General features: G+C 58.4%; 13 protein-coding genes. 11 read left to right on the top strand and 2 right to left on the bottom strand.

Annotated elements, in window-relative coordinates; genetic code table 11:
* Positions 1-34: 34 nt before the first annotated feature.
* From inhA to QRN46_RS11125, 3 genes are all read left to right on the top strand, one after another.
* Positions 35-721 carry an isonitrile hydratase gene (gene inhA, locus QRN46_RS11135; RefSeq protein WP_285354670.1) on the top strand — a complete coding sequence of 229 codons (687 nt, stop codon included), beginning with the start codon at positions 35-37 and terminating at the stop codon, positions 719-721.
* A gap of 133 nt (positions 722-854) precedes the next feature.
* Entirely contained in the window at positions 855-1,646 is a 792-nt protein-coding gene (locus tag QRN46_RS11130; RefSeq protein ID WP_011333298.1) for a CPBP family intramembrane glutamic endopeptidase, read from the top strand.
* A gap of 102 nt (positions 1,647-1,748) precedes the next feature.
* A complete protein-coding gene (locus QRN46_RS11125; protein ID WP_285354669.1) occupies positions 1,749-3,314 on the top strand; it encodes a methyl-accepting chemotaxis protein in 1,566 nt (521 codons plus the stop codon).
* A 560-nt stretch (positions 3,315-3,874) separates the two neighbouring features.
* On the opposite strand, the gene QRN46_RS11120 is transcribed toward QRN46_RS11125, so the two are convergent.
* Positions 3,875-4,234 carry a DUF6124 family protein gene (locus QRN46_RS11120; protein ID WP_221615629.1) on the bottom strand — a complete coding sequence of 120 codons (360 nt, stop codon included), beginning with the start codon at positions 4,232-4,234 and terminating at the stop codon, positions 3,875-3,877.
* Positions 4,235-4,894: 660 nt separating this feature from the next.
* Here QRN46_RS11120 and QRN46_RS11115 point away from each other — a divergent pair.
* Together QRN46_RS11115 and QRN46_RS11110 are read left to right on the top strand one after the other, a co-directional pair.
* On the top strand, positions 4,895-6,178 hold the full coding sequence (locus QRN46_RS11115; protein WP_221615628.1) for an AAA family ATPase: 1,284 nt from the start codon (positions 4,895-4,897) through the stop codon (positions 6,176-6,178).
* A complete protein-coding gene (locus QRN46_RS11110) occupies positions 6,175-6,684 on the top strand; it encodes a hypothetical protein (protein ID WP_221615627.1) in 510 nt (169 codons plus the stop codon). The genes QRN46_RS11115 and QRN46_RS11110 overlap by 4 nt, the downstream gene beginning before the upstream one ends.
* A 3-nt stretch (positions 6,685-6,687) precedes the next feature.
* Here QRN46_RS11110 and QRN46_RS11105 read toward each other — a convergent pair whose 3' ends face one another.
* Positions 6,688-7,395 carry an alpha/beta family hydrolase gene (locus QRN46_RS11105; RefSeq protein WP_221615626.1) on the bottom strand — a complete coding sequence of 236 codons (708 nt, stop codon included), beginning with the start codon at positions 7,393-7,395 and terminating at the stop codon, positions 6,688-6,690.
* Positions 7,396-7,481: 86 nt separating this feature from the next.
* Here QRN46_RS11105 and ccoN (QRN46_RS11100) point away from each other — a divergent pair, with 86 nt between their 5' ends.
* The 6 genes from ccoN (QRN46_RS11100) (at position 7,482) to ccoO (QRN46_RS11075) (ending at position 13,210) form a co-directional block, all read left to right on the top strand.
* Positions 7,482-8,906 (top strand): cytochrome-c oxidase, cbb3-type subunit I, encoded by a 1,425-nt coding sequence (ccoN, locus tag QRN46_RS11100; protein ID WP_011333291.1) that lies wholly within the window; start codon positions 7,482-7,484, stop codon positions 8,904-8,906.
* A 10-nt stretch (positions 8,907-8,916) separates the two neighbouring features.
* The gene (gene ccoO / locus QRN46_RS11095) at positions 8,917-9,525 is read left to right on the top strand and encodes a cytochrome-c oxidase, cbb3-type subunit II (protein WP_003223389.1); all 609 of its coding nucleotides are present in this window, start codon (positions 8,917-8,919) and stop codon (positions 9,523-9,525) included.
* 5 nt (positions 9,526-9,530) lie between these two features.
* Complete coding sequence (locus QRN46_RS11090; protein WP_011333290.1) at positions 9,531-9,728, top strand: cbb3-type cytochrome oxidase subunit 3; 198 nt, start codon at positions 9,531-9,533, stop codon at positions 9,726-9,728.
* A complete protein-coding gene (gene ccoP, locus QRN46_RS11085; RefSeq protein ID WP_221615625.1) occupies positions 9,725-10,678 on the top strand; it encodes a cytochrome-c oxidase, cbb3-type subunit III in 954 nt (317 codons plus the stop codon). Before QRN46_RS11090 ends, ccoP begins: the two co-directional genes overlap by 4 nt.
* A 481-nt stretch (positions 10,679-11,159) precedes the next feature.
* Complete coding sequence (gene ccoN, locus QRN46_RS11080) at positions 11,160-12,602, top strand: cytochrome-c oxidase, cbb3-type subunit I (protein ID WP_064378780.1); 1,443 nt, start codon at positions 11,160-11,162, stop codon at positions 12,600-12,602.
* Positions 12,602-13,210 carry a cytochrome-c oxidase, cbb3-type subunit II gene (gene ccoO / locus QRN46_RS11075; RefSeq protein ID WP_057396232.1) on the top strand — a complete coding sequence of 203 codons (609 nt, stop codon included), beginning with the start codon at positions 12,602-12,604 and terminating at the stop codon, positions 13,208-13,210. The genes ccoN (QRN46_RS11080) and ccoO (QRN46_RS11075) overlap by 1 nt, the downstream gene beginning before the upstream one ends.
* Positions 13,211-13,214: the final 4 nt, after the last annotated feature.

Raw genomic sequence — 13,214 nt, 5'->3', positions numbered from 1 at the left:
GAAGCCGTCTACCCCCTTTTCACGGAGAAGAACCATGGCGTTGCAGATCGGTTTTCTGTTGTTTCCCCAGGTGCAGCAACTCGACCTGACCGGCCCGTATGACGTGCTGGCCTCTCTGCCGGACGTGCAGGTGCATCTGGTCTGGAAGGATTTGGTGCCGGTAACTTCCAGCACCGGGCTGCAGCTGAAACCGACCACTACGTTCGAGGACTGCCCGGTTTTGGACGTGATCTGCGTACCCGGCGGCGCCGGGGTCGGGCCGTTGATGGAGGATGAGCAGACGCTGGACTTCATCAGGTCGCAAGCGGCACAGGCTCGGTACGTTACGTCGGTTTGCACCGGTTCGCTTGTGCTTGGCGCGGCGGATCTGTTGCAAGGTAAACGGGCGACTACGCACTGGGCATATCACGATTTGCTGCCGACACTGGGCGCGATTCCGGTGAAGGATCGGGTGGTGCGTGACGGCAATCTGTTTACCGGGGGCGGCATCACCGCCGGGATCGATTTTGCCCTGACACTGGCGCAGGAACTGGTCGGTGTCGATACGGCGCAACTGGTGCAGTTGCAGCTGGAATACGCGCCGGCGCCGCCATTTGATTCGGGCAGCCCGGACACGGCGCCGAGTGCTGTTGTCGATGAGGCGCGCAAGCGTGCGGCGCCTTCATTGAAGTTGCGCACTGAAATCACCGAGCGTGCTGCGGCGAAGCTCAATCTGCGCTGATTCGTGCGCAACATAGGCCCTGCGGGGACCAACCCGCAGGGCCTGCGAACCGGTTTAGCCCTACACCTTCACTTGTCCCCCCGCCCCCAGCCGTGTAGAAAGCCTGTCCACAAATCGTGCACAAGGACTTTCCATGACAGCTCTGCCATGGCTCTATCTCGGGCTTCTCAGCCTTGGTTACGGATTGGCGCTGAGTTTCGGCCAGCTCGGCTGGCTGGCGCTGATCTCCATTGCACTGCTGGTTTTCGCCGGTTATGCCGTGCGCCAGCAAACCGTGCCGGTCGGGCGTTATCTCGGGCATGGCCTGTTTATCGTGTTGGCTCTGGCGCTGGCCCTGCACTGGCTGCCGGGCTTCTACAACGGTCGGGCCATCGAGCCGCAGCGCTTCACCGACAATGCCGTGCCGTTCTCGATGTACCTGAATCTCGACAAACCGCTGATTGGCTTCTGGCTGCTGCTGGTCTGCCCATGGATCGTCGCGCGTCGTTCGTTGCGCCTGACCGTCTACGCCACTGCGCTGGCACTGACGTTGAGCGTGATTCTGGCGCTGGGCGGCGCGGTATTGCTGGGTATGATCACCTGGGCGCCGAAATGGCCGGATCAGGCGTGGCTGTGGGTGCTGAACAATCTGCTGCTGGTGACGCTGGTCGAAGAAGCGCTGTTTCGCGGCTATATCCAGGGTGGCCTGAGTCGGCGTTTCCAACACCTGCCCTACGGCGAAAACCTCGCGTTGCTGCTGGCTTCCCTGCTGTTCGGCCTGGTGCATGTGGGCGCCGGCTGGCAATGGGTGTTGCTGGCGAGCCTGGCGGGTGTCGGCTATGGTCTGGCCTACCGTTTTGGCGGGCTCGGCGCGGCGATCGCAACGCATTTTGGCCTGAACCTGCTGCATTTCGGCCTGTTCACCTATCCGATGCTCGCGGGTTGAAGCAAGGGCCGTTTTGCGACGCCGTACTTATAAATGAAAAAAAATTTCAATAAATGGCCGACCCCGCCGACAACCTTTCAAAGCCTTGCGGATTGAAAAACCATGCGTAACAACCAGCCCATTACACAACGCGAACGGACTTTCCCGGCTCAGCAGCGGTTGATTTCCACAACCGACGCCAAAGGCGTGATCACCTACTGCAACGACGCATTCGTCGAAATCAGCGGGTTTTCGCGTGAGGAACTGATCCGTGCGCCGCACAACCTGGTTCGTCACCCTGACGTGCCGGCGGCGGTGTTTTCGCACATGTGGGGCACACTGAAACAAGGCTTGCCATGGATGGGCATTGTCAAGAATCGCTGCAAGACCGGTGACCATTACTGGGTTAACGCCTATGTAACACCGGTGTTCGACGGCAATCAGGTGGTCGGTTACGAGTCGGTGCGGGTCAAGCCGTCCGCCGAACAGATCCGCCGTGCCGAAGCGCTCTACCAACGCATCAACCAGGGCAAGTCGGCGATTCCTTCGAGCGACAAATGGCTGCCGATCGTGCAGGACTGGCTGCCGTTCATTCTGGTCAGCCAGTTGAGCTTCATGATCGGCGCCACCCTGAACTCGCAGTGGGGCTTCGCCCTCGCCGCCGGTCTGTCGGTGCCGCTGGGCCTGCTGGGCCTGCAATGGCAACAACGCGGGCTCAAGCGCCTGCTGCGTCTGGCCGAGCAGACCACCTCCGACCCGTTGATCGCGCAGATGTACACCGATAGCCGTGGCGCCCAGGCGCGTCTGGAGATGTCGATCCTCAGCCAGGAAGCGCGCCTGAAAACCTGCCTGACCCGTCTGCAGGACACCGCCGAGCACCTGACCGATCAGGCCAAGCAATCCGACGCCCTGGCGCACAACAGCTCCAGCGGGCTGGAACGTCAGCGCGTGGAAACCGAACAGGTCGCCACCGCCGTCAACCAGATGGCCGCCACCACCCAGGAAGTGGCGAGCCACGTCCAGCGCACCGCCGACGCCACTCAGGAAGCCAACCGCCTGACCGGCCGCGGCCGCGACATCGCCGGGGAAACCCGCGAAGCCATCCAGCGCCTGTCGGTCGTCGTCGGTGAAACCGGCCTGACCGTCACCCAACTGGCCAAGGACAGCGACGAAATCGGCGGCGTGGTCGACGTGATCAAAGGCATCGCCGACCAGACCAACCTGCTGGCGCTCAACGCTGCGATTGAAGCAGCGCGTGCCGGCGAGATGGGCCGCGGTTTTGCCGTGGTGGCCGACGAAGTCCGCCAATTGGCGCAACGCACCAGCGAATCGACCGGGCAGATCCATGCCTTGATCGCCAAACTGCAACAGACTGCATCCAGTGCCGTACAAACCATGGAAGCCGGCCATCGTCAGGCGGAAGAAGGTGTTGCGCGGGTACTGGAAGCGGATCAGGCACTGGTCGGCATCAGCGAAGCGGTGGCCAACATCACCGACATGACCACCCAGATCGCCGCCGCGACCGAAGAGCAAAGTGCCGTGGCTGAAGAAATCAGCCGCAACATCAGCAACATCTCGGAACTGGCGGACCAGACCTCGGAACAGGCGCATAACTCGGCGTTGTTGAGTGAAGAGCTGACCAAGACTGCCAACACGCAATACTCGTTGGTGGAGCGGTTTAACCGCTGATTGTTCTGGCAATAAAGAAACCCCGGACAGCGAAAGCTTCCGGGGTTTTTATTGCGTGTCTGAAATGGATATGGCCAGCACCGCCCTCTTCGTGGGCAAGCCCACTCCCACAAGGTTTCGCATTGGCCAGAAGATCTCGTAACACCACCATCATTGTGGGAACGGGCTTGCCCACGAAGAGGACCGGCCTGCGAGCGAAAATCTTATTCAAAAAGCGCGGACAGTGCCTACAACGGAATCGGACCCAACTGACTGGCACGTGATGAAGCTCCGCTCTACTTTGTCGTTCAAACCTATTCACACGGGCTAGCCAGCATGAATACACCACCTACGCAGAATCCGATGGTCACGACCGACAAACCTGTGAGAAAGGAAGTCTGGGGTGAACTGACATTCCTTGATGTGCGGCGAGCGGCACGTGATGGACAGAAAGCGTTCGATAAATTTGTGATCACTGGCCGACTGCTTCCCGATTATTAAGGAGGATCAATCTCGTAATGTTGAAAGCCCGGAACGTGTAAGCATCCGGGCTTTTAATTACCTAGCTGTCAGAGCTGGCGTTACTGCGGCAAGCGCAACCTGTCCAGCAGCCGATTTACCAGCAGCTCGTTCAACATGATCAGCTGTTGCAGCGCCAGCAGCGGTTTACGCTCCGGGCCTTTTACCGAGTTGGCGATATTGCCGGCCATGGCGTTGGCTGATGACAGTGATTCACTGGCTTCGACGAGCAGTGTTTCGTCATCGAGCGTGGGATCGACCATGTAGATGGGGCGGGCCTTGGGTGGGAAGTACTTCGGGATTTCGGGGCCGAGGTAAAAGTCGAGTGCGCGGTCGGCGGCTTCTTTTGTCTTTTGGGACTCGAGCGCGGGGTCGTTGGGGGTTGGATCGGTTTCTGGTGGGTTGGGTGTGGCTTTGAACATAGGTATAACTCCTATCGCAGACTTCAAGGAGCCATCACCCACGCTACCAAACGATGGGTGGTGGCCATACGCGGGTTGGTAGACCGGCTGCAATAGGAACCCGGCGCTCACGAATGAGCCCCACGCATGACCACCATAAAACCGAGCCCCGAGAAAGGGACTGCATACGGTGTTGCCATACAGCTATTACAGACGGGCTACCAAACCCGATCACTGTTTTTCAGTGACAGGGAAACGATATAGCCCTCTCCAAGCTGCGTAAGCCGGCGGATTCTGGCGTACGCGTAGGCAACGACGCAAGGTGTTGTAGCCCTTATGGCGTAACGGTTCGTGTACTTTAAACGTGGTGACGCGATCGTGTTTATTCGCTGGAAATGCCGGGCTGGGGGGGGGCTTTCAGTTTTTTTGGTGTGCCAGTGAAATCAGCCCCTCACTAGCCCTCTCCCGAAGGAGAGGGCTAGTGAGGGGCTTGGGCGAGGCACGCCGACGTGGGATACCGAGTTGAACTCAAGTTTTGAATAGCTCAAATGTCGGCCTTTCTGTTCATCTTCCTATTCGTCCTCATCTTCCTCGGAGTAAGTATCCAACACTTGGGCCGACGAGCACCGAGTAACTGTATGATGTTCCACTTTATTCCGATGGCCTTAGCAAGGAGCCCCCATGATCACTGAGCTGTCGCTCGAAAATTGGAAGAGCTACGAGAAAGCTACCCTTTACATCGATCCGCTTTCAGTACTGGTGGGAACCAATGCCAGTGGCAAATCGAACGCTTTGGATGCACTCCTACTGCTAAATCGTACCGCCTCCGGGATCATGCTGACGTCCGCCTTGCAAGGTGATGGAGTGCAGATTCCACTTCGCGGCGGTATTGAGTGGGCAGCCAGAAGACCGGGTTCAACGTTCGCTTTGGCTATCACCTGCCGCGCCGATGATCTAACGGACTACGAGTACCGCTTGGAGTGCAGCATTCGCGAGAATCGTTGCGAACTGCATGCAGAGCAGCTCGTTCGTGTCAAATATCGCCCTGGAAAAGATGGCATCCGAAAATCACCAGCTGGCAATATCAAGCTGTTTCGTACTGATGCTTGCGTAGAAGACTCACCGACAATCGTTGCACGTCTTTACAACGAGAAACAGGGTTCTCCAAGACAACTGAGTCGCACCAACTCAGTCCTATTCCAATTAATTGGTCAGAAGTTAAGACAGGAAATTCAAGACGGCGTGAATCTGGTCGTTTCTGCCCTTCGAGATATATTCATTCTCGACCCGATCCCATCGCACATGCGAGGTTATTCTCCACTTTCGGAACGACTAGAATCTGATGCGCGAAATGTCGCAGGCGTTCTAGCGGCATTACCTGACGAAAAGAAGGAGGAAATTGAAACAGTCCTCACTCGCTATGCCAGCAAACTACCTGAGCGAGATATTCGAAGGGTATACGCGGAAACCGTCGGAAAATTCAACTCTGACGCAATGCTTTACTGCGAAGAGTTCTGGAGAGACCAAGGTGAAACACCGACTGTAGATGCACGCGGCATGTCTGATGGAACATTGCGATTTCTTGCGATTCTGACTGCGCTTTTGACACGTCCAAAGTCTAGCTTGCTAGTAATTGAAGAGGTAGATAACGGTTTACACCCGTCAAGGGCGCGCTTACTTCTAGACATGCTCAAGAGTGTAGGTACTCAGCGTGGCGTAGACGTTCTGGTTACAACTCACAATCCCGCGTTACTAGATGCCATGGGTAACGAAATGGTGCCGTTCATTACGGTAGCTAATCGAGATCCATCTACTGGTCACAGCGTGCTTACCCTACTAGAAAGTCTTGAGCAACTACCCAAGCTGTTAGCTCAGGGACCTATAGGGCGGCTTTCAAGCCAAGGTCTGATTGAGGAAAGTATTACCAACGCTCAGACCGCAATGGCAGAAGGAGTTGCCGAATGAGTAAGCGAATTTTGATAATCGATACCTCGGTGCTTTGCTGCTGGCTACAAGTTCCAGGAAAAGCAGAAGCGGGGCCGGATGCAGATCGCTGGAACCATGACCGAATTAGCAAGTTGATTGCCGTCGAACTTGAAAAAAAGAGCACGCTAGTATTGCCGTTGGCGACCTTGATTGAGACGGGAAATCATATAGCCCAAGCCCCTGCTGATCGATTCGAGTGCGCCACAGCTTTGGCGGGCTACCTCCGCGAAGCAGCGAGTGCTACATCACCATGGGTAGCATTCACTGAACAAACTGTTTTATGGCAATCGGAAAACCTTCACGCTCTTGCAAACGCATGGCCAAGACTTGCCGCAGAAAAACTGACTATTGGCGACACCACCATTAAGGACGTAGCGGAATACTATGCGAAGGCAGGTTACACCGTTGAAATCCTGACTGGCGATGCGGGCTTAAAAGCGCATGAGCCTGCTCAACCTTTAAGCATTCCTCGTCGTCGTCGCTAAACATCAATGTGAACAAACATGATCGGAATCATGGGTGGCTAAAAAGTCAGCCACCCTCTCCGCCGCCGCAGCCAAATGCTGCTCATGCGTAAACCCGGAAACCTTGAGCGGCTTCAAATCATGATCCCCGGCCGCCAGCCAAAACACTTCAATTTCCGGCGATAACGAATAACCTTCGACCGCTTCGCGATTCCCCAACGCATCCCGTTCGCCCTGAACAATCAACGTCCGAGTCTGCAAAGAAGCCAGATGTTCGACCCGTGGTTTCTCCGGTTTCCCAACCGCATAAAACGGATACCCCAGACAAACCAAAGCATCAGCGCCAAGCTCATCGGCAAGAAGACTGGCCATCCGCCCCCCCATCGACTTCCCGCCAACCGCCAAAACCCCAGCGACATGAAGTCGCACCAAGCCATAAACCTCACGCCAACATTCGAGCAACTTCGGCGCCGGATTCGGCGGGCGTTTACCGCCATCAACCCGCCGCTGCGCCATATAAGGAAACTCAAACCGCAACACATTCACCCCAAGCCCAGCAAGGCGCCCAGCCATATCCGTCATCCACTCACTGTCCATCGGCGCCCCGGCACCATGGGCGAGAATGAGCGTCGCCGAAGCCTCACCAACAGCGGCATCCCAAAGCCACCCGTGATCCCGCAGGCACTGCGCCCATTGATCCCCGTCAATACTGGCCTTGTGCTGTTTGTCCATGCTTGCCTCGCTTTTAGTCTGCCTATAACTCCAGGCGAAGGACGCGCTGTCGGCGCTCACTTCGGCTGAACCGTGGATGGGGAACCATGAACACTTCTATCAGTACCGCCTACAACTACAAGGTGGTCCGCCAATTCGCCATTATGACGGTGGTGTGGGGCATCGTCGGCATGGGGCTCGGGGTTTTTCTCGCGGCTCAATTGGTCTGGCCCGAACTCAACTTCAACCTGCCGTGGACCAGCTTCGGACGCCTGCGCCCGCTGCACACCAACGCGGTGATCTTCGCGTTCGGCGGCTGTGCCTTGTTCGCCAGTTCGTTCTACTCGGTGCAGCGCACCTGCCAGACCCAACTGTTCGCGCCGAAAATCGCTGCGTTCTGCTTCTGGGGCTGGCAGCTTGTGATTCTATTGGCAGCCATCAGCCTGCCACTGGGTTACACCAGTTCCAAGGAATACGCCGAACTGGAATGGCCGATCGACATTCTGATCACCATCGTCTGGGTCGCCTACGCCATCGTGTTCTTCGGCACGATCATGCAGCGCAAGACCAAGCACATTTATGTGGGCAACTGGTTCTTCGGCGCGTTCATCATCACCGTGGCGATCCTGCACATCGTCAACAACCTTGAGTTGCCGGTGAGTTTCACCAAGTCCTACTCGGTGTACGCCGGTGCAACCGACGCGATGGTGCAATGGTGGTACGGCCACAACGCCGTAGGCTTTTTCCTCACCGCCGGTTTCCTCGGGATGATGTACTACTTCGTGCCGAAACAGGCCGAACGTCCGGTGTATTCGTATCGTCTGTCGATCGTGCACTTCTGGGCGCTGATCACCCTGTACATCTGGGCCGGTCCGCACCACTTGCACTACACCGCGCTGCCGGATTGGGCGCAGTCGCTGGGCATGGTGATGTCGCTGGTTCTGCTGGCACCGAGCTGGGGCGGCATGATCAACGGCATGATGACCCTCTCGGGCGCCTGGCATAAGTTGCGCAGCGACCCGATCCTGCGCTTCCTGGTGGTGTCGCTGGCGTTCTACGGCATGTCGACCTTCGAAGGTCCGATGATGGCGATCAAGACTGTCAACGCCCTCTCCCACTACACCGACTGGACCATCGGCCACGTACACGCCGGCGCACTCGGCTGGGTGGCGATGATTTCCATAGGCGCGCTGTATCACATGATCCCGAAAGTCTTCGGCAAAGAGCAGATGCACAGCATCGGCCTGATCAACGCGCACTTCTGGCTCGCAACCATCGGCACCGTGCTCTACATCGCTTCGATGTGGGTCAACGGCATCGCCCAGGGCCTGATGTGGCGCGCAGTGAACGAGGACGGCACGCTGACCTACTCCTTCGTCGAAACCCTGGTGGCCAGCCACCCTGGCTTCGTCGTGCGGCTGATCGGCGGTGCGATCTTCCTCAGCGGCATGTTCCTGATGGCTTACAACACCTGGCGCACCGTGCGGGCCTCGCAACCTGCTGACGTCGTTGCTGCCGCGCAGATGGCCTGAGGAGTCCGCCATGAAACACGAAACGATTGAAAAGAACGTCGGCCTGCTGATGCTGCTGATGGTGTTCGCCGTGAGCATCGGCGGCCTGACCCAGATCGTCCCGCTGTTCTTCCAGGACGTGACCAACAAACCGGTGGAAGGCATGAAACCCTACACCGCGCTGCAACTGGAAGGCCGCGACATCTACATCCGCGAAGGCTGCGTCGGCTGCCACTCGCAGATGATCCGTCCGTTCCGCGCCGAAACCGAACGCTACGGCCACTACTCGGTGGCTGGCGAAAGTGTGTGGGATCACCCGTTCCTGTGGGGTTCCAAGCGTACCGGTCCGGACCTGGCCCGGGTTGGCGCGCGCTACTCGGATGACTGGCACCGCGCGCACTTGTACAACCCGCGCAACGTTGTACCGGAATCGAAAATGCCGGCCTACCCATGGCTGGTTACGCAAGCGGTCGACAGCAGCCACACCGAAACCAAGCTCAAGACCATGCGCACCCTCGGCGTGCCGTACACCGATGACGACATCAGCGGCGCGGTGGCCAGCCTCAAGGGCAAGACCGAAATGGACGCCCTCGTCTCCTACCTGCAAGTGCTCGGCACTGCGATCAAAAGCAAGAGGTGATCGAGATGGCCTTTGAAATGAGCGCGGGGCTGATTCGCGGCCTCGGCACGGTTGTGGTGTTCGTGGCCTTCGTCGGCCTGACCCTGTGGGTGTTCAACCGCAAGCGCACGCCGGAATTCGCCGAAGCGCGCCTGCTGCCGTTTGCCGACGAGCCGCAACCCGACACTACCCAAGTTAATGAAACAAGGAGTACCCGGCCATGACCACCTTCTGGAGTACGTGGATCTGCGTACTGACCATCGGCAGCCTGATCGGCCTGACCTGGCTGCTGGTCGGCACCCGTCGGGGCGAAACCAAGGGCAGCGTCGACCAGACCATGGGCCACAGCTTCGACGGCATCGAGGAGTACGACAACCCGCTGCCGCAGTGGTGGTTCATGCTGTTCGCCGGCACGCTGGTGTTTTCCGTGGGTTATCTGATCCTTTATCCGGGCCTGGGCAACTGGAAAGGCATCCTGCCCGGCTACGAGGACGGCTGGACCGGCGTCCACGAATGGGAAAAGGAAATGAGCAAGGCTGACGCCAAATTCGGGCCGATCTTCGCCAAATTCGCCGCCATGCCGGTGGAAGAAGTGGCGAAGGATCCGCAGGCGCTGAAAATGGGTGGCCGTCTGTTCGCCTCCAATTGCTCGGTGTGCCACGGCTCGGACGCCAAGGGCGCGTTCGGCTTCCCTAATCTCGCCGACAAGGACTGGCGTTGGGGCGGCAGTGCGGAAACCATCAAGACCACCATCATGGGTGGCCGGATGGCGGCGATGCCGGCGTGGGGCGAGTCGCTCGGTGAGGCAGGTGTGAAAAACGTCGCGGCATACGTGCGCCACGAACTCGCCGGGCTGCCACTGCCGGCAGACAACAAGGCCGATCTGCAAGCGGGGCAGCAAACGTTCAGCACCATGTGCGTCGCCTGTCACGGGGCAAACGGCCAAGGCACCGAAGCCATGGGCGCACCGAACCTGACGCACCCGGCCGGTTTCATCTACGGCACCAGCCTGACCCAGCTCGAGCAGACCATTCGCCATGGTCGTCAAGGCCACATGCCAGCTCAGAACGAGCTGCTGGGCAACGATAAAGTGCAATTGCTGGCGGCTTATGTGTACAGCCTTAGCAACGGATTGAATACAGAAAAACTGATTACTGAAGACAATAAAAAGTAATCATTGCGTACAAGACTGCCGCACGTTTCCAGTGCGGCAGTTTCCAGCCCCTTTGCGACGCATTGTCGCACCCCTTCACCCCCTCTCCTTTCGGTTACCCGGATTCGGGTCTACGCTTGCTCGATGCGGACTGGCCCGTGCCGGTTCCAGGTCGACCCTGAGCGAGGCGTTGAACGAATCGGCTGACTGACATGGCCGCAAAGGCCGGTAGATACCGGCTGTCGTGCCGATTACCGTCCGTCACCCGAACCGAGCGTTCGAACACACCCCGTTACATCCGACCGGGACCCCTCACTTTTTTTGTTCGCTGCGACATTTTGCCCGAGAGCAATTTTGTCCTTACGCGGCGCATGGAAAGGCCGCAGAATCAGCGTTGGAAAGCATTGACCCAGGTCATGGCGCGTTGCATTGACCCCCTGCTTTCTACATACTTGCGGCCGATTTTAATCCTAATAAAACACCCAAACCGTGGAACCTTAGAATGAGCACAGCAATCAGTCCGACTGCTTATAACTATAAGGTAGTCCGCCAGTTCGCCATCATGACGGTGGTCTGGGGGATCCTTGGCATGGGGCTTGGTGTCTTCATCGCCTCGCAACTGGTCTGGCCGGAGTTGAATTTCGGTCTGCCGTGGACGAGCTTTGGACGCCTGCGCCCGTTGCACACAAACCTGGTGATTTTCGCCTTCGGTGGTTGTGCACTGTTTGCCACTTCCTACTATGTCGTGCAGCGAACCTGCCAGACGCGACTGATTTCCGACAGCCTCGCGGCCTTCACCTTCTGGGGATGGCAAGCGGTGATCGTCGGCGCGATCATTACCTTGCCGCTGGGTTACACCACCACCAAGGAATACGCGGAACTGGAATGGCCCCTCGCCATTCTGCTGGCCATTGTCTGGGTCACCTACGGGCTGGTGTTCTTCGGCACCATCACCAAGCGCAAGACCAAGCACATCTATGTCGGTAACTGGTTCTACGGTGCGTTCATCGTGGTGACCGCGATGCTGCACATCGTCAACCACATGTCGCTGCCGGTCAGCCTGTTCAAATCCTACTCGGCCTACTCGGGCGCCACCGATGCGATGATCCAGTGGTGGTACGGCCACAACGCCGTGGGCTTCTTCCTGACCACCGGCTTCCTGGGGATGATGTACTACTTCGTGCCGAAACAGGCCGAACGTCCGATCTACTCCTATCGTCTGTCGATCGTGCACTTCTGGGCGCTGATCACCCTGTACATCTGGGCCGGCCCGCACCACCTGCACTACACCGCGCTGCCGGACTGGGCGCAATCGCTGGGCATGGCGATGTCGATCATCCTGCTGGCGCCAAGCTGGGGCGGCATGATCAACGGCATGATGACCCTGTCGGGCGCCTGGCATAAGCTGCGCACCGACCCGATCCTGCGTTTCCTCGTGGTATCGCTGGCGTTCTACGGCATGTCGACCTTCGAAGGTCCGATGATGGCGATCAAGACCGTCAACTCGCTCTCGCACTACACCGACTGGACCATCGGCCACGTACACGCCGGCGCTCTGGGCTGGGTGGCGATGATCTCGATCGGCGCGATCTACCACATGATCCCGAAACTGTTCGGCCGTGCGCAGATGCACAGCACCGGCCTGATCAACGCGCACTTCTGGCTCGCGACCATCGGTACCGTGCTGTACATCGCTTCGATGTGGGTCAACGGCATCACTCAAGGCCTGATGTGGCGTGCAATCAACGACGACGGCACCCTCACCTACTCGTTCGTGGAAGCGCTGCAGGCCAGCCACCCTGGCTACATCGTCCGCGCCCTGGGCGGTGCGTTCTTCGCCAGCGGCATGCTGCTGATGGCTTACAACGTATGGCGCACCGTGCGCGCCTCGAACCCGGCTGAAGCCGAAGCCGCCGCCAAGATCGCCGTAGTTGGAGCTCACTGATGAAGCATGAAGCTGTCGAGAAGAATATTGGCCTGCTGGCTTTCTTCATGGTCATCGCCGTCAGCGTCGGTGGCCTGACCCAAATCGTTCCGCTGTTTTTCCAGGACGTCACCAACAAGCCGGTCGAAGGCATGAAGCCGCGCACCGCCCTTGAACTGGAAGGCCGCGACGTTTACATCGCCAACGGCTGTGTCGGCTGCCACTCGCAGATGATCCGACCGTTCCGTGCCGAAACCGAACGCTATGGCCACTACTCGGTCGCCGGTGAAAGCGTCTGGGATCACCCGTTCCTGTGGGGTTCCAAACGTACCGGCCCGGACCTGGCCCGCGTCGGCGGTCGTTACTCCGATGACTGGCAGCGTGCGCACTTGTACAACCCGCGCAACGTCGTCCCCGAGTCGAAAATGCCGGCCTACCCGTTCCTCGTAGAAAACAAGCTCGATGGCAAAGACACGGCCAGGAAAATGGAAGTGTTGCGCACGCTCGGCGTCCCTTACACCGACGAAGACATCGCCGGTGCCAAGGATGCCGTGAAGGGCAAAACCGAAATGGACGCGCTGGTGGCCTATCTGCAAGGCCTGGGCACCATCATCAAAAGCAAACGGTGATTCT

Origin of the sequence: Pseudomonas sp. lyk4-R2A-10 (assembly GCF_030209075.1) — a bacterium.
GTDB lineage: Bacteria > Pseudomonadota > Gammaproteobacteria > Pseudomonadales > Pseudomonadaceae > Aquipseudomonas > Aquipseudomonas glycinae.
This window is presented reverse-complemented; position numbering and strand designations above follow the sequence as displayed.